This is a genomic window from Paenibacillus piscarius, assembly GCF_022234545.1.
GTDB classification, from domain to species: domain Bacteria; phylum Bacillota; class Bacilli; order Paenibacillales; family Paenibacillaceae; genus Paenibacillus_AQ; species Paenibacillus_AQ piscarius.
Genome location: NZ_JAIEUI010000018.1, coordinates 21689 through 39408, shown reverse-complemented (window position 1 = coordinate 39408; position 17720 = coordinate 21689). Strand labels below are relative to the sequence as shown.

Sequence of the window (17720 nt, the reverse complement as noted above, 5' to 3'; positions counted from 1 at the left end):
GGACGGGAATGGAGATTTTAACCATTGAGAATTTGTCCAAAGTATACGGCACAGGCGAATCGGCGGTGAAGGCGCTTGATGATGTTTCCTTTTCGGTCCAAAAAGGTGAATTCGTCGCAATTATCGGACCTTCCGGATCGGGGAAATCGACGCTCCTTCATATGCTGGGCGGTGTGGATCGGCCGACTGGCGGGAAAGTGTATGTTCAGGATACGGATATGTATACCTTGGACGAAACGCAGCTGGCCATCTTCAGACGCAGGCAAATCGGGCTGATCTACCAGTTTTTCAATCTGATTCCCGTCCTGACGGTGGAAGAGAATATTACGCTGCCGCTCTTGCTGGATCAACAAAAGGTAGATCCAAAGCAATTGGCTGATCTTGTGAATACGCTAAATTTGCAGCATCGGTTAAACCATCTGCCGAATCAGCTATCCGGTGGACAGCAGCAGCGTGTCTCGATTGGCAGGGCGATCATCGGCAATCCTGCGATCATGCTGGCCGACGAACCCACCGGGAATCTGGACAGCAGGAATAGCAGCGAGATCATCGTTTTATTAAAAATGCTGAATAAGACCTATCATCAGACCCTGATCGTAATCACGCATGACGAACGGATTGCCCTGCAAGCCGACCGAATCATTTCGATTGAAGATGGGAGGATTGCCAAAAACGAGGTGATCAGGCGATGAATATTGTCAACACATTAACCATCCGGCATCTGAAGCAGAACAAGAGACGAACACTTGTGACTATTTTTGGCGTAATTATTTCGGTATCCATGATGACCGCTGTCATTACGCTTATTTTTTCCTTTGCGGATTTAATGATCAGACAAACGATCTCAGATACAGGGGAGTGGCATATTCAGTATCAGGATATAACCAAGAAACAGCTTGCAGCGATACAGGGCGATGATGCAACCAAGACGGTTGCCGTCACAAGAGACCTTGGATATGCCCCATTAGAAGGGGGACAAAATTCCAATAAGCCGTACTTGTTCATCCAGGAATATGATAAGCATGGGTTCACACAATTTCAGATTGAATTAAGCAAGGGACGTCTTCCGCACACGGACAAGGAGGTTGTGATCTCTGAGTCTGTTGCAGCAAGTGGCAAGGTGAAGTACGAAATCGGCGACCGTCTGACGCTTCGCGTCGGCGACCGGTTTGAACAAGGGGGCGATCATCCCCTGGATCAGACGGCACCGCTGCGCAGGAAAGACGGCACATTGACGGAGACATTACAGCATAGCGTAATTAGGGATTATACGGTGGTAGGTTTCATTAAACCTCCGTTGTCGGAAAAGGCTTGGGCCCCGGCTTATACGATCATTAGCTATGTCGATGATCAAATCATCGGGGGGGACGATCGGGTCGATGCGTCGGTGGTCTTGCAGCAGGTCAATCCGTTCTTGTTCGCACATGCGGAGAAGCTGGCTGAGAAGAACCAAATTAAGACTATCCAATATAATAATGATTTGCTTCATTATTATGGCTTGTCCAGCAGCGGAGCCTCATCCGGCATGATGTTCTCATTATCGGCAATCATTCTGGGGATCATTATCATTGGCTCGGTTGGACTCATCTATAACGCCTTTGCGATATCCGTCTCGGAACGTTCCCGCTATTTAGGGATGCTCGCGAGCGTGGGGGCGACGAAGAGGCAGAAGCGAAATTCCGTATTCTTTGAAGGGATCGTCATTGGTTTGATCAGCATTCCCATTGGCATCTTATGCGGTCTTGCCGGAATCGGAATCACCTTTTCGTTCCTGTACACAATGATTGAAGGGGCATTATGGACCAGTGAAAAGCTGAGGCTTATCGTCACGCCTTTAATGCTCTTGATGACTTGTCTTGTTTCGATGCTGACGATTTTCGTTTCGGCGTATCTCCCGGCGGTTAAAGCCTCCAGGGTATCTCCCATGGACGCGATTCGCCAAACCACGGACGTAAAGCTTACGGTCAAAGCAGTGAAGACGCCGAAGATCATTCGTAAGCTCTTCGGAATTGAAGCAGAAATCGGGCTGAAAAACTTAAAAAGGAACAAACGAAGACATCATGTTATTCTTTTTTCGCTTGTCATCAGCATCGTTTTGTTTTTGACGATATCGTTTTTCACGGCTGGCCTGACACAATCTCTGGCATTGTCGCTGGAAGGCGTCAATTACGATATTGAATTGTCGTCCAGTAATGGCGAAAGACTAGATGACCGGTTGGTACAATCGCTTGTATCTCTGGATGGCGTCACGGAATACAACGTGAGTCATGAGTTCGTCAGGAGCGCTTGGGTCGATGCAGCAAGCATCGCCGACGAATTGCAGGAGAAGGTTAAGCAGGATAGGAGTATGCTGCAAGACGGGAAATACCCTTACGAAATTAAGCTCTATGCACTGAATGATTCGAGCCTGCAAGCCTATGCCAGCGAGGTTCACGCAGATTACGAGCAGCTTACGGATATGGATCATCCCGCCGCAATCGTGATGGATACGATTCATTACAAAGATATAGATACGGGGAAATATATTCAGACGAAGTCCATATATGCGAATATCGGACAACCTATTGAGCTAACGAGTTTTTTTAAAGCGGGCGGGGAAGAAGCGAAGACAAATCAAGTGATCATTGCTGCATTGACGGATAAGGCACCGATGGGGATGAGCCCGGTAGGCTTAGGCGGGTTAAATATGATCGTGTCGGAACACGTCATGAAGCGGCTGGCAGACAGCGGGGAGCTGGCTAACGCTTCGATGTACCTCCATTTGAAAAGCACGGAACCGGTGAAAACGCAGCAAGAAATTGAAGCGATGAATGAGACCCATCTGAATGTCTACAATGTATATCAATTCAGAATAAGAGAAGAACAAAAGATTCTGCTGATGAACGTCTTTTCTTACGGTTTTATCGTATTAATCTCTGTGATTTCCGTTGCGAACATCTTTAATACGATCTCAACAGGGCTGGCTCTTCGCAAACGGGAATTTGCGATGCTGAAATCCGTAGGCGTGACGCCAAAGGGGTTTGCAAAAATGCTGAACTATGAGAGTGTATATTATGGGGTCAAGTCGCTCTTATATGGGCTTCCTGTCAGTTTCGCCGTGATGGTTCTGATCTATAAAGCATTTGCGAACAAATTCAGCTACGGGTTCACCCTGCCCTGGATGAGCATTCTGTCTGTCATTGTGTGTGTATTTGTCATTGTCAGCTCTGCGGTTGTGTATTCCGGAGCGAAAATAAAAAAGGAGGATATTATTGATGCATTAAAGCAAGAGAATATATGATTACCTAACATAAAAGGAGGATACCGGGATGAAGATGCCAAGCGACAGCGAACTGACAGTGCTATTTGAGGGAGATGAGCAACAGCTTGAGCAATTTACTTTTGCGTACAGCGTCATTGTAGATTGGAGAGAAGAGGACGAGGAGATCGTCCGGTTGTTCGGTAAACGGCTTCCAGATGAAACGGTTGAGGTGACCTCAACGGACAAAGGGCTGGATGTTACCTACAATGGACAACTGCATTCAATTGCTCTTACCTTTACTGGCAAAGACCGCTACATCACGATTCGCGGCTTTCAGGAGCTGATCCGGGACAAATACGAAATCCGGCTGTTTGAGGCCTCCTATTTTTCAGACACGCACGAATTTTTGATTTTACCGAAGCGGCAGTGGGAAAAACTGGATGCCCGGTATCCGGTGCGGAGCAGGGAAATATTCCGTGTCATCGATGAGGAGCTGGATTTTCCGTAACTTTCCCAAATCATAAAATAGTGGAGGGTCATAATTGAAGTACTTTTACGGAGTATTATCTTTGCTTGGACTCGTTCTGCCCTATTCGCAATTCATTCCCTGGGTCGTGCGCAACGGCCTCGATGTGCCTCTCCTCTTTGAAGCCATAACCACTAATCGTATCGGGGCTTTTGCATGGATGGATGTTTTAGTGACCGCGATCGTGCTTATAGGATTCATTGTGGTAGAGGGTACCCGAAAGAGAATGAAATATTTATGGCTGCCGGTTGCAGGTACGTTACTGGTAGGTCCTTCACTGGGTCTTCCCTTGTTTTTGTTTCCTCGGCAATTACACTTGGAGAAACATGCCTCCCAATAAATTTTTTCAGATTGATTCAAAAACACTGACCGTAACTGTCAGTGTTTTTTTTGTATGCTTGTCGTGTGTTAGCCAATAATGGACTGGAGGAACAAAAATGTTCGCAAAAATTGAAGACTTTGCTGCGGAATGGACTAGCGAGGCGGAATTAACCGCTACTGTGCTGGATGCACTTACGGATAATTCTCTTGGACAGGAGGTTATCGAAGGCCGGCGAACGCTTGGACAAATTGCTTGGCATCTGGTTCAATCGCTGCACTACATGGCGGCTTTGGGGCTCACGTTCGAAGGTCCCTCGGGAGGCGAAGAAGCTCCGGATTCTGCTGCATTTATAGCTTCGGAGTATCGGCGGATCAGCAAGAATCTGCTGAACGCGGTTCGAACGCAGTGGAGTGACGAATCTTTGCGCGAGTCGGTCATGATTCAAGAAGAAGCTTGGCAGAGCGGAGGTTCCCTTCGTTATACGATCATGCACCAAGCGCATCATCGCGGACAGATGACCGTGCTCATGCGCCAGGCCGGACTTCGAACACCTGATGTTTACGGTCCGACTTACGATACTTGGGTCGAGAAAGGGATAGCACCTTTAATCTAAGTTGCTTTACAATGAAACAAATGGTCTAGGGAGTGAATAACGGTTTGTCAAAAGCGGATAATATGCTGTCCATCCTATGGTTGCTTCGTTCAGAAAAGCGGGTGACGGCGCAACAGCTTGCGGACGATTTGGAGATTCATGTCCGCACCGTATACCGGTGCATTGATTCACTGTGCGCGAGCGGTGCCCCGATTATTGCCGATGCTGGCCCGAACGGCGGTTACCGGCTTCTCGGTGAATTCGTCGACTCTCCGCTGCTCTTCGATTCCGAAGAGCAGAAGGCGCTCGTACATGCATCGGTCTTCGCACGGGAAGCGGGTTATCCGTTCACGGATGCGCTCTCCCGGGCGGTCGATAAGCTGAAGCGATACACGAATGAAGAGCAGCTTGAGCGGATGAATAGACATAGCAGCGGGCTTACCGTCATCCAGACACCCACGGACGCGAGAGAGCTCGAATTGCTGAAGAGGTTAGAGGAGGCCGCAGCCCGGGGAGAGTCGCTGAACATGGACTATGCCAAAGGAGCGGAGCTTACTCCAAGCCATCGGGTCCTCGACCCCTACGGTATCGTGCATTGGAAAGGGATATGGTACGCTATAGGGTTTTGCCGGCTGCGGCAAGAGATCCGAAGCTTCCGGGTGGACCGCATCGTCCGTTTGGAGGCGGCGGATACCTGCTTCGAACGTCCGGCTGCCTTTTCTGCGAGGGATTTCCTCTTGCATTCTTTACTTCCAGGTTCGCTCGAAGCCGAGACGCTAGTCATCGTAAGGCTTCAGGGACATGAACACGCGCTTAACGATCTGTGCAAGCATTGGCTGTTTGGTCATGCGCTGATCGAACGCAGGCAGCCTGGCGAAGCTCTTTTTAAGCTAGGGGAACTGTCGCTGCGGACATATGTTCCGTACTTTCTTCTTTCGTACGGGAGGTCTCTCAAGATACTTGAGCCGCAAATACTAATCGATCGAATGGCTGAGGTCAGCCTCGAAATGTATAAACACTACGAAGCGATGCAAATAAAATCAGCGGATAAAAAGGGATGAAAAGTGGATATGAAAAGATGACCCTGATACGATCTGGGTCACGGAGCTGTGGAGCGATGCAGAAGCTCATGCCGGCTCGCTCAAGAACGAAGAAGTACTTGCCGTCATTCAACGCGCACGTCCTTTGATCGCAGGCGCAGAACCGGTTCGGCTCCGTCCCGTTGGCGGCAAGGGGTTAGACGTATAAAGAGCCCGAATTGAGCCCAAAACCTGCTGTTACAGACAGCGCAGGCTATGAGGTCATGACCGCCAAAATAGCCAAGAGGTGTTCCGGCAGGTTGAACAGCAACCGGATCTTATCCTGCTGGACATCAACATGCCGGAGATGGATTCCTAACCTCCTAACCTTCTTGCTGCTTGTCTGCGGGAATCCACAATTCCATATAGCTTACTTCCGGGGTACTTTTGTAATATAGCTCAGGTACATAGAGCATGTTGACCATGCGGTGCTTTTTTAGCCACAGGTCGCTATAGTTGAGCGCCTTGTAGAGAGCGGAAGTTACCAATTCCTCGAAATTCTCCGCCTCGAAGCCAAAAACCACATATTCCCGGTCAGGCAACTGCCATATCTTGAACTCCCCGGAGTCTGCATCCGGTAACGCCTCTGCTCCGGCAAAATAGGTGAAACTGCCGCTGGGAGCATCCCCCATAAAGGCTACTCCCAGCTCTCGGCCTGCAGGAAGCCGGTTTATGCTGCCCTTACGCTCGTGAAATTGTCTCCACACCTCTCCAGGCACGTCCACCCCGGTAGCTTCTCCAGGAGGTATCTGGCTATCAATGGGAACATAGTCGCTCAAACCAATAAACATGATAGGTTGCTCCAACGTTCTCCGGTTAATCTCCAGAATCAGACCATCGCTGATCAACGGCACTCCTTCATCGATCATCGTGTTGTTCAGACTCAAATCCGGTTTGACAAGCTGGTTCAGCCTTACCGGATGGTTCCGGTATTGCTCCGGCGTCATGCCGTAGGTCTCTTTGAAAGCTCGGGTGAAGCCCTCATGGCTGCCGAATCCCCACTCCAAAGCTACGTCCAGAATACGATTTTCCTTGCAGCTCAGCGGTTCACAGGCATTTGCAAGACGCCGGTAGCGGATGTACTCCCGGACAGGTCTCTTCACTAGACGAGAGAATAACCTTTGATAATAAAATGGGGATAAAGCAGCAATAGCGGCCAAATCATCGATCTCCAGGTTTTCGCTGATGCGTTCTTCCATATAATCCAATGTTTTTTGAATGGCTTCCCATGCGTGCATATGGATGCACCTCCTTGCCTTCAAGCATAGCACAGGTACAGAAGAGCGAACTTGACGGATTCTGCTCTTATTGGACAATCCAATACTGAGGACCTGACGACTCAGCCCCGCGCCATCGTATTTGCAAGTGTATCCGGAAGCTCAAACAAGAAACCCAGGTCATTCAAAGACCTTGGGTTTCTTTTGCTTTTTAATGTAGAAATGAGTGCGGAGCACCACCTTCACAAATTTCGACAATTGTTTAGAAATTGTATAGGTCCCTATTTTACAATTGTGAGGTATGTCATAAGATTCGGCGCATTTGCATTTAGAGTGCTACTACATACCAAAATGGTTTCAGAAAGGGATGAACTAAATGGTAAGCAACAACATGAATTTGCGGAAAATTGGAATTATTTTTCTAATTTTTACTCTTGTTTTCACAGGCATGGGATTAAGCTTCGGAACTTCAGTGAGCTACGCTGATGCTTCGGATTTTGTAGCAGGTGATGGAGATGACAGTACAGCGGCAACCCCACCTGCTCCTGGCGGGGTGGGAGTAAATGATGGATTGATCTCTTGGGTAGATGTAGGCAAGAGCGCTGAGCCTGAGAATGGACAGGTCACCAAGCTGCAAGATTTGGCTATTAATGAAGGGGGCACTAATGGAGTATGGGACCGAAATGAAACCAACCGAATTATTCCATATAGCGCTAATGCTGTGAACTATAATCCTGCTATTCAGGTGACTTCGGCTACTACCTATTTCAAAAAACCTTCTGTAGGTACTATACAGGACACAGAACGTGAAGTGTTCTCGGTTCAAGCAAGCAACGATTTTGGTGGATTTCCTTGGGATTTAGGCGGTAAATATGTAAATGATATCAAATCTATCTATGGAAGTACATCGGGGAAGCTGATTCGCACCTATTTTGGAACAGATTCTTACAAAGACATTGATGTTACAGGCTACGACTTGAAGAAAACACGGGTTATGAATATATGGAGTGCAAAAGACTCTGGGAATCTCAACAAAGATCAATGGTCTTTCTCTTTGGATGGGAAACAGTTAAGTCCGATTAACGGTACCGGAGATCAACATAAAGTTGATTTTACTTTTGCCGCTGGTAATAAAGTATACATCGGTGCAGGTCACTATAGCCGGTTTAACGGCTCCATCTCCGAAGTTATTGTATTCAACAAAAAATTAAGTGAGACTGAGCGCCATAAGGTGAACAGTTACCTCGCTTTGAAGTATGGTCTATCCTTGAAAGGTGCAAATGGCCAACTGATCGATTATGTCACTAGTAGTAACGATTCAGGGCAATCCTCTACAATGTGGACTGCAGCTAATAATCAGGGCTATGGCAACCGGATCACCGGAATCGGGCGTGACGATAAAGGGGCATTGGACCAGAAACAATCGAAATCTCAAGATACCGACGCCAACGTAACGATTGCATTAGGAGCTACGGTAGCTAATTCTAATGAAGAGAATACCAAAGAGATTGCTAATGACAAATCATTTTTTGTTTTTAGCGATAATGGGGCTGGCACCGAGTTCATTAACCCAATCGATAAAGACAATGAAAGTCTAAAGCATACTGCACGCATTTACAAAGTGGAGAAGACCAACTGGGCAGACCAAGATTCAGCAACAGAGTTACCTGCTCAGATTACATTCCAAGTAGATAGAGTAGAAACAGCTGAACAATGGCCTTTATATTTAGTTGTCAGTGCAGATGATCAATTCAATGATCAGGACAAGTTCTATGAGTTAGTTGACGGTAAAGCAACGCTTAGCAGTGAAGATTTGAATAATGGATCATACTTCACGATTGCAGCGCCAGCCCCTAAGCTGATAAGTGCGATGCTTGATCAAGCTACAGCAAATAATAAGCAAATTGTCTTCACTTTTGATCAAAATGTGGTGTTAACTGATTCAACTGGTTTCTCAATTGAAATCGATGGTACAGAGGTACCGATTGCGCAGGTTAGTATTAAGGTTGATCCGGCTGACCACACAAAACTGATTGTTACATTACCATCCGGAACAGACATTGCCGGCAAGACGGTAACTGTGTCCTATAACGGAAAAGGCAACCTGAAGGGAAGTAACGGAGTTCCTGTAGATGCTTTTGACAAGGATATATCAAAGCTTGCGAAGCCTAATGCTCAATTGGATAAGGACATGCTATCCTGGGGTCCAGTAGATCATGCAGACAATTATGAAGTAACGGTGAAGTTAAGTGACGGCACCAGTGTAACCCAAGCCGTATATGGAACAGAACTCGATTTGTCGACATTGGGACTGCAACCCGGCAGCTATGAGGTAACGGTAAATGCGAAATCGGACAATGATGCTTATGTGGATTCAGAAGCGTCAGATTCAGTACCATATACCGTATTGAAGGTCGATAAGACCGCTCTTGGAAACAAGGTGAATGAAGCGGGTACGCTGAACGAGAAAGAGTACACCCCAGAAAGCTGGGCGAACCTGGAGCTTGAGCTTACAGAAGCCAACGATGTGCTGAACGATCCAAATGCTACACAGGAACAAGTAGATGCAGCGGTGACCAAGTTGACCGACGCGATCGGCCAACTGGAGAAGATCAAGGTCGACAAAACCGCTCTTGAAGGTAAATTAACGGAAGCAGGCAAGCTCGATAAGAAAGAGTACACTGCTGAGAGCTGGGCGAATCTAGAGACCGAGCTTGCCGAAGCCAACACCGTGCTGAACGATCCAAATGCTACGCAGGAACAAGTAGATGCAGCGGTGACCAAGTTGACCGACGCGATCGACCAACTGGAGAAGATCAAGGTCGATAAGACGGCTCTGGAAGGTAAGGTAACTGAGGCGGGCGCACTCAACGAGAAAGAGTACACGGCAGAAAGCTGGTCGAACCTGGAGCTTGAGCTTACAGAAGCCAACACCGTGCTGAACAATCCGAATGCTACGCAGGAACAAGTAGATGCAGCAGTGACCAAGTTGACCGACGCGATCGGCCAACTGGAGAAGATCAAGGTCGATAAGACGGCTCTGGAAGGTAAGGTAACTGAGGCGGGCGCACTCAACGAGAAAGAGTACACGGCAGAAAGCTGGTTGAACCTGGAGCTTGAGCTTACAGAAGCCAACACCGTGCTGAACAATCCGAATGCTACGCAGGAACAAGTAGATGCAGCGGTGACCAAGTTGACCGAAGCGATCGACCAACTGGAGACGATTAAGGTCGACAAAACCGCTCTTGAAGGTAAAGTAAGCGAAGCAGGCAAGCTCGATAAGAAAGAGTACACGGCAGAAAGCTGGTTGAACCTGGAGCTTGAGCTTACAGAAGCCAACACCGTGCTGAACAATCCGAATGCTACGCAGGAACAAGTAGATGCAGCGGTGACCAAGTTGACCGAAGCGATCGACCAACTGGAGACGATTAAGGTCGACAAAACCGCTCTTGAAGGTAAAGTAAGCGAAGCAGGCAAGCTCGATAAGAAAGAGTACACGGCAGAAAGCTGGTTGAACCTGGAGCTTGAGCTTACAGAAGCCAACACCGTGCTGAACAATCCGAATGCTACGCAGGAACAAGTAGATGCAGCGGTGGCAAAGTTGACCGAAGCGATCGGCCAACTGGAGAAGATTAAGGTCGACAAAACCGTTCTTGAAGGTAAAGTAAGCGAAGCAGGCAAGCTGGATAAGAAAGAATACACGGCAGAAAGCTGGTCGAACCTGGAGCTTGAGCTTGCGGAAGCCAACGTCGTGCTGAACAATCCGAATGCTACGCAGGAACAAGTAGATGTAGCGGTGGCAAAGTTGACCGACGCGATCGACCAACTGGAGAAGATTAAGGTCGATAAGACGGCTCTGGAAGGTAAGGTAACTGAGGCGGGCGCACTCAACGAGAAAGAGTACACGGCAGAAAGCTGGTTGAACCTGGAGCTTGAGCTTACAGAAGCCAACACCGTGCTGAACAATCCGAATGCTACGCAGGAACAAGTAGATGCAGCAGTGACCAAGTTGACCGACGCGATCGGCCAACTGGAGAAGATCAAGGTCGATAAGACGGCTCTGGAAGGTAAGGTAACTGAGGCGGGCGCACTCAACGAGAAAGAGTACACGGCAGAAAGCTGGTCGAAGCTGGAGCTCGAGCTGACCGCAGCCAATGATGTGCTGAACGATCCAGCAGCTACGCAGGTTCAGGTAGATCAGGCGCTGGCTGAGCTACAAAAGTCACTGGATGATCTCATTGTAACGAATGGAGAGCTGCAAGAAATAAACCTGGTTGGTTTAACGAATGACGGCAGTAAAGATATCCCATTAACGCCTGAATTCGATCCAAATCAGAACAAGAACTATAAGGGCACAGTAACCAATGATGTTTACGGTATCAGCCTGAATCCAGTCGCAAAATATCCAGACGACACTCAGGTGAAAATCACGGTGAACAAGGTAGGGTATCCTTCTGACGAGTGGAATAAGCTTCCGCTTAATGAAGGTGAGAATGAGATCAGAGTCGGTGTCTATAATACAGCCGGTGAGCTGATCAATGAATACATCTATATCATCGTGCGAGAGAAAGCTCCTGGTAGCGACAACTCCGGCGGCGATAATGGCGGTGGCAGCGACGGCAGTGGAGGCAATTCGGGAACCTACATTCCACCAACTCCACCTACCCCTCCGACGACGGACAATACGAGCATTATAACTACCGTCAACGGTTCGAATGAATCGTTTGCCACGGGCATGGTAACACCAAATGGAGACCAAGCGACGGTTACTATCGATCCGAATAAACTTGCCAGCTTTATTGCAGACGGTACGGGACATAAACTCGGCATCCGCGTACCGGGTAATGGTGATGTCGAAGTTCAAGGTCTGACGCTGGAAGATCTGAAGAAGATTGCTGATAGCGGGTCCAGCCTGGACATTGAAGACGTGCTGGCGATTTACCCGGTTCCTGCAGGACAGCTTGATGTGAACGCGATTAGCGGACAGTTCGGCAACGCGCCAATTAGCAATATCGCCGTGAACATCAAGATCAAACGTTCTGCAGACGATGTGACGAAGCTTGCCCGCGAGAAGGCAGCTCTGACCGGCTATGAATTACTTGTACATCCCGTTGATCTCGATTTGAGCTTTATGCATGACGGGAAAACAGATAGAGCAGGATTATTGAAAGGTTATGCGCCGAAAAGCATTGCTCTTCCGGAAGGCATTGACCCGAATCGGATTACAACAGGCGTTATCGTCAACCCGGACGGCACTGTATTCCATGTGCCAACGGTGGTTACGAAGATCAATAACCGGTATTTTGCGCTTATTAATGATCTGCGCAGCAGTGGTACTTACTCGGTGATCTGGAATCCTCAGGATTTCGCTGATGTAAGAACCCATTGGGGCAAAGCGGATGTCAACAACATTGCAGCAAGATTGAGTCTGAAGGGCAACGGAGATAACACCTTCTCGCCTAACCGGAGTGTAAGCCGCTCTGAGTTTGCAGAGATTGTAGTGACTGGACTAGGCTTAATGCGTCAAAATGTAACGCAAGCTGATTTCTCCGATGTACCTGCTTCTGCGTGGTACAAAGACTCTGTAGCGATTGCCAATGAATTTGATATCGTTCGTGGTTATGATGACGGTAACTTCAAAGGCAGTCAGCAAATTACGAGAGAGCAAGGATTCGCAATGATTGCCCGTGCGTACCGTTTAATTCAATCCGAAGATGTACCAAGTCAAGAGAAGATCGCTTCTACATTGGCCTCTTATACGGATGGAACAAGCGTAGCGGCTTGGGCACAAGGCGATGTTGCTCAGCTGATCCAGGCGGGAATACTCCAAGGCACTGGACCTAAATCCCTTGATCCAAAAGCACAAATGGCACGTGCTGAAGTCACAGCCTTGATCGCAAGAATGCTCAAAGTAACCGAACTGATTGATAAGTAATAGAAACGGTTAGAGTGGTAGTAAAGAATAATATAGAGTTATGTTTATCCCTCTAGAGATGAGCTCTAGAGGGATTTTTGTGAGTAAACACAGGGAGGACACTGGGATGAGAGTGCCGAGCGACAGCGAGCTGACATTGTTATCCGAGGGAGATGAGCAGCAGCTTGAGCAATTTGCTTTTACGTACAGCGTCACTGTAGATTGGAGAGAAGAGGACGAGGAGATCGTCCGGTTGTTCGGCAAGCGGCTGCCGGATGAAACGGTCGGGGTGACGTCTACGGACAAAGGACTGGACGTTACCTACAATGGACAACTGCATTCGATTCCGCTTACCTTTACCGGACAAGACCGCTATATCACGATTCGCGGCTTTCAGGAGCTGATCCGGGACCAATACGAAATCCGGCTGTTTGAGGCCTCGTATTTTTCGGATACGCACGAATTTCTGATTTTACCGAAGCGGCAATGGGAGGAGCTGGATTCACGGTACCCGAAGCGGACAAGGGAAATATTCCGTGTCGTCGATGATGAGCTGGATTTTCCGTAACCAGGATGTTTCTGTCCTGAATGAGAATAAGATAAGTCAAAATTACAGCACAAGGGAGCTGGCCAATGGCAGCTCCCTTGTGCATTTTTCGCCAATAGATCCGTTAAGCTGAACCATACACAAGTACATTCTAACCGCGACTAGCCGATGTTCAGGAATAACCATGAGTATGTGTTAATAAAAAAATCGAACGAAATATTCTTTATTGACCAATATATAGTGTAAGGCCGAAGGAGGGGGAAGGATGGATCATCCAAAAGATTATTCTCAGCTCATTATACTTACGCTAGCCGGCAGTAGTGAAGCATTCAATGAGCTATATGAGGCTACGATCAAGGATGTATATCAAACCGTGCATTTCCTCGTTCGCCAAAAATCTGAGGTGGATGATATTGTTCAGGAGATTTATATTCAAATGCGCAGATCCCTTGAACAATTTGATGTCAGCCGTCCCTTTAGACCGTGGCTTATGGGAGTAGCAATGCGGCAAATCCATGCCTATCGAAGAAAGAGATGGACGCAGCTCAGAATTCTCAAAAAGGCAGAGCAGGTCAATTTGGGAATGGAACCTGAATTTACAAGTGAGGTTGTGGATAGGATTTCTCATAAATCCTTACTTGCCAGTGTAGAAAACCTCCCCTATAAGCTGAAGCAGGTGATCATTCTGCATTACTTAAATGAATTATCACAGGAAGAAAGCGCCGCGATCCTGGGTATCCCTCTCGGTACCGTGAAATCCCGGATTCATGCTGCACTGCGCAAGTTACGTCACAAGCCAGAGAATCAATCCCTTTATAAGGGAAAGGTGGAGGATCTGCATGAATTTTAATGAAAAGTTACGAATAGTCCTGCAGGAAGAGGCAAGAAATATAAAGGCCCCACCGGAGCTGAGGGAAAAAATACTAAATCAGACCATAACCGTACAAGTGGGAAGACGAATGAAAAGGAAGTGGCTCGTGGCAGTTGTTCTGGCAGCTACATTAATCATTCCAACTGGAGCGTTTGCTGGCTATCATTATTTGGCAGATGGTGTATATGGTTCTAAAGAAGCAGCAGCTACCATTGGGGTGACCGGGCAAAAATATGAGGAGTTCGAGACTAAACTGCAAAGTATGAAGCACGTTTTTAGCGAGAAAGAAATGACCAGCGTGATGTCATTGCTGAAGGAATTGGGCAGTTACAATCTGTTAGCGACAGATGCCGCAGGCGTTTTTCACTTGGAACAGCTTGATCCGGAAGAACAGAAGGCATACAAGAAATTACAGACGGAGCTTGAACCCTATTTCAATAAATTGAACGAAATGGAAGCCCCTAAGGCAAGGGCATCTGATGCAGATCGGGTTGCCTTCTGGGATAGCTTGCTTGAAAAAGCTGAGCAGAGGCTTACTAAACAGGAGTTTAGGGAGATTAAACCAATAATAGTTGAGCTTCAAGGCTATAGTGCCAAGGTAACTGATTCCGATGGAAGTGTCCATATGGACCGGCTTTCCACTAAAGAGATACAGAATCAAGAAGAGTTATTGAAGGCGCTCACCCCTTATGTTGATAAGCTAGACTTAATGATAAAATCAGGCTCTTAGCATTCCTGTTTCGATCACTGGGATTTAGAATGTTCGCAGACTGCATGATTACCTGCGGGGGTTCCCTCTCTTTTAAGATGGTTATCGCCCGCATCACACATTTCTTGCAATAACGGAAGCAGTGTCCGGCCATAGTCTGTTATGGTGTATTCTACTCTAATGGGAACCTCGTCTGCATAGACCGCCCGATGAACTAATCCGTCCTGTTGCAGTTGCTTTAATTGTTCGTTTAAAACTTTATGCGAGACGCCTTCACAAATCTTGAGCAAGTCTTTTGTGCGCTTTGGCTCATATCCCAGTTGATACAGGATAATGCTTTTCCACTTGCCGCTAATGATATTTTGTACCACATCAAATCCTGTATTTATTTTATTCATGATATCCTCCTTACTTGGAAGTAACCTAGTGACTATAAAGTGCAGTATTTTCAATTCCAGACGCTCCAGATAAGATGATTATAGCAAATCTAAGCTATGGGGGCGTTAAAATGAGTGTACAGGATATTATTTTACACAGGAAATCAGTCAGACATTATGATCCTAACTATACGATTGAGAGAAAGGAAATACTTGATGCGATTGAACTGGCAGCCAAATCACCAAACGGAAATAACATTCAGAGTACACGCTATTTAATCATCGAAGATAAGGAGCTGCGCGCTAAAGTTAAACCCATTGCATATCACCAGGAGCAGGTTGTAACCTCAAGTTATTTGATTTTGATCCTGGGAGATTACCGTGCTTTTCATGCTGAGAATATCCAAGCTATTCAAGAGCAGGCTTTGGAGAAAGGCTATTTCACTCAAGAGACGAAAACATATTTAACCAATGCAGCGATTGGATATTATCGAAACATGTCTAATCAGGATTATATAAAAGAGCTGGTCCGCGATGGTAGTTTGGCTGCAATGAGCTTAGTCCTTATTTTGAACGAAAAAGGGTACCAGACCATCACGATGTCAGGTTATGATAAAGCTGCCCTTTTTGCAGAGCTCAATATTCCCCGGCACTATGAAGACATTATGTTATTAAGTGTGGGCAGAGGGATTCAAGCGGGTCACTCTACTGTAAGACATGATGTTGAGGATATAACGTTTATAGATCGGATACCTTCGTGATTTTATAAGGAAATAAGCCTGGAGTGATTAGAACATGATGAATTTATATGGAGCGGAGCATCATTTGATGGTGGTGTCCGATTCGATTGATGCGGAAGAGCACCGGCATTCTTTTGTGCAGGTGACGTTCTCATTGACGGGTGAATTTGACATTGAGGTAGAGGGGCTAAGCTTGCGTTGTCCAGGCATGATTATCAACTCGAATGTCGTTCACCGGTTAAAAGAGGCGGGACACCCGTTGATGCTCCTTCTGATCGACAGCACCTCTGAGCTGGCTGCAAGCTTTAAGCGGGTTCTGGAGGGGCAGCGGTATTATGTGTTTCCGCCAGGAATGATGAAGAGCATTCGCAAATTTGTGCAACAAGAGTATGCCGGCGTTCAGGACCCGGACAGCTATCGTTCTTTTCTGGGACAGCTCATGAGGCTATTGGGCGTACAGCAGGTGAACACCGCTATTGTTGATCCGAGAATAAGAGAGTTCATTCGGCTCATCAAAGATTGCACCGACTCCGAACACTCCGTAAGTCAATATGCCCGGCAGTTAGGTTTGTCCAACAGCAGATTGTCGCATCTCTTCAAAGAGAATACAGGTATTTCACTAAGCGGCTACATGGTGCTGCACAAGCTGCAGAAGGCGACCTATTTCATTTTTGCCGGGCACAGCATTACGGATGCGGCGATGGCCGCAGGCTTTGACAGTCCGTCCCACTTAGCTGCCACCAGCAAGCAGTTGCTGGGCATGACGGCGAAGGATATCCGTAAAGATAGCGTCTTTTTAAAAGTTTCCAGCCTGCATTAACCGTACAATGGGTGCAGGAGGTGTGTTCCATGAGTGCATATTTGAAAGAAACTGATTTGCTGAACTATTCTCACCCGCTGATCCAGCAAATTGTTCACAGCCGCCGGTGGGATTCGATGTCCAGGAAGGACCAGATTCTCGGCATCTATAACTATGTCCGTGACGAAATCCGGTTCGGCTATAACCGGGCGGATGATATTCCGGCCTCGGAAGTCTTGCAAGATGGCTACGGCCAGTGTAATACAAAGGGTGTGCTGTTTATGGCGCTGCTAAGAGCTGTGGGCGTGCCCTGCCGTATGCATGGATTTACCATTGATAAGAAGCTGCAAAAGGGGGCCATAAAGGGGTGGTATTACCAATTGTCCCCCCGGGAGATCATTCATAGCTGGGTAGAAGTGCTATATGAAGGCAAGTGGCTAAATATTGAGGGATTTATACTGGATGTCCCCTATTTGACCAAGCTGCAGCAAAAATTTGAGCAGTGTACGGGTTCATTTTGCGGGTATGGTGTTGCGACCAATAATTTTCAAAAGCCGGATATCTATTGGAACGAAAATGATACCTACGTGCAAAAAGAAGGCATCGTTCAGGATTTCGGTATTTACGACAGCCCCGATGCCTTCTTCACGGCTCATCCGCAAGGACTCAGCGCGTTCAAGAAAATAATTTACAGCAGGGTGGTCCGGCATCTGATGAACCGGAATGTGGATCACATCAGGCGGGAGGAAGGATAATTTGATAAAATGGAGTGATATATAGGTTTAA

At 47.3% G+C, this 17720-nt stretch carries 15 protein-coding genes; 13 read left to right on the top strand and 2 right to left on the bottom strand.

Translation table 11 applies throughout. The annotated features are described in order from the left end of the window. Positions 1-8 precede the first annotated feature (8 nt). The 6 genes from K1558_RS23860 (at position 9) to K1558_RS23835 (ending at position 5742) form a co-directional block, all read left to right on the top strand. Positions 9-692, top strand: coding sequence for an ABC transporter ATP-binding protein (locus K1558_RS23860; RefSeq protein ID WP_238654386.1), 684 nt, complete (start codon positions 9-11; stop codon positions 690-692). Then, on the top strand, positions 689-3280 hold the full coding sequence (locus K1558_RS23855; RefSeq protein ID WP_238654384.1) for an ABC transporter permease: 2592 nt from the start codon (positions 689-691) through the stop codon (positions 3278-3280). Before K1558_RS23860 ends, K1558_RS23855 begins: the two co-directional genes overlap by 4 nt. 28 nt (positions 3281-3308) lie before the next feature. Next, entirely contained in the window at positions 3309-3749 is a 441-nt protein-coding gene (locus K1558_RS23850) for a hypothetical protein (protein ID WP_238654382.1), read from the top strand. Positions 3750-3783: 34 nt separating this feature from the next. After that, positions 3784-4107: a DUF2834 domain-containing protein gene (locus K1558_RS23845; protein WP_238654380.1), complete on the top strand. Its 324-nt coding sequence runs from the start codon at positions 3784-3786 to the stop codon at positions 4105-4107. A gap of 97 nt (positions 4108-4204) precedes the next feature. Continuing rightward, positions 4205-4702: a DinB family protein gene (locus K1558_RS23840; protein WP_238654378.1), complete on the top strand. Its 498-nt coding sequence runs from the start codon at positions 4205-4207 to the stop codon at positions 4700-4702. Positions 4703-4746: 44 nt separating this feature from the next. Beyond that, positions 4747-5742, top strand: a complete 996-nt coding sequence (locus tag K1558_RS23835) for a helix-turn-helix transcriptional regulator (RefSeq protein ID WP_238654377.1) — start codon at positions 4747-4749, stop codon at positions 5740-5742. 341 nt (positions 5743-6083) lie between these two features. On the opposite strand, the gene K1558_RS23830 is transcribed toward K1558_RS23835, so the two are convergent. Then, positions 6084-6998, bottom strand: coding sequence for an AraC family transcriptional regulator (locus K1558_RS23830; RefSeq protein WP_238654375.1), 915 nt, complete (start codon positions 6996-6998; stop codon positions 6084-6086). 355 nt (positions 6999-7353) lie between these two features. Here K1558_RS23830 and K1558_RS23825 point away from each other — a divergent pair, with 355 nt between their 5' ends. The 4 genes from K1558_RS23825 (at position 7354) to K1558_RS23810 (ending at position 15039) form a co-directional block, all read left to right on the top strand. Next, positions 7354-12912: a DUF8202 domain-containing protein gene (locus K1558_RS23825; protein WP_238654374.1), complete on the top strand. Its 5559-nt coding sequence runs from the start codon at positions 7354-7356 to the stop codon at positions 12910-12912. Between the two features lie 106 nt (positions 12913-13018). Then, complete coding sequence (locus K1558_RS23820; protein ID WP_238654372.1) at positions 13019-13459, top strand: hypothetical protein; 441 nt, start codon at positions 13019-13021, stop codon at positions 13457-13459. A gap of 244 nt (positions 13460-13703) precedes the next feature. Continuing rightward, a complete protein-coding gene (locus K1558_RS23815) occupies positions 13704-14288 on the top strand; it encodes a sigma-70 family RNA polymerase sigma factor (RefSeq protein WP_238654370.1) in 585 nt (194 codons plus the stop codon). Further along, the gene (locus tag K1558_RS23810; RefSeq protein ID WP_238654369.1) at positions 14278-15039 is read left to right on the top strand and encodes a DUF3600 domain-containing protein; all 762 of its coding nucleotides are present in this window, start codon (positions 14278-14280) and stop codon (positions 15037-15039) included. The genes K1558_RS23815 and K1558_RS23810 overlap by 11 nt, the downstream gene beginning before the upstream one ends. Positions 15040-15053: 14 nt before the next feature. Here K1558_RS23810 and K1558_RS23805 read toward each other — a convergent pair whose 3' ends face one another. Next, positions 15054-15416, bottom strand: a complete 363-nt coding sequence (locus K1558_RS23805) for a winged helix-turn-helix transcriptional regulator (protein ID WP_238654368.1) — start codon at positions 15414-15416, stop codon at positions 15054-15056. Positions 15417-15526: 110 nt separating this feature from the next. On the opposite strand from K1558_RS23805, the gene K1558_RS23800 reads away from it, so the two are divergent. The 3 genes from K1558_RS23800 to K1558_RS23790 are packed head-to-tail and all read left to right on the top strand — an operon-like array spanning position 15527 to position 17689. Further along, the gene (locus K1558_RS23800; RefSeq protein ID WP_238654367.1) at positions 15527-16156 is read left to right on the top strand and encodes a nitroreductase family protein; all 630 of its coding nucleotides are present in this window, start codon (positions 15527-15529) and stop codon (positions 16154-16156) included. Positions 16157-16190: 34 nt separating this feature from the next. Beyond that, the gene (locus tag K1558_RS23795; RefSeq protein WP_238654366.1) at positions 16191-16955 is read left to right on the top strand and encodes an AraC family transcriptional regulator; all 765 of its coding nucleotides are present in this window, start codon (positions 16191-16193) and stop codon (positions 16953-16955) included. 29 nt (positions 16956-16984) lie between these two features. Then, complete coding sequence (locus K1558_RS23790) at positions 16985-17689, top strand: transglutaminase-like domain-containing protein (RefSeq protein WP_238654365.1); 705 nt, start codon at positions 16985-16987, stop codon at positions 17687-17689. Positions 17690-17720: the final 31 nt, after the last annotated feature.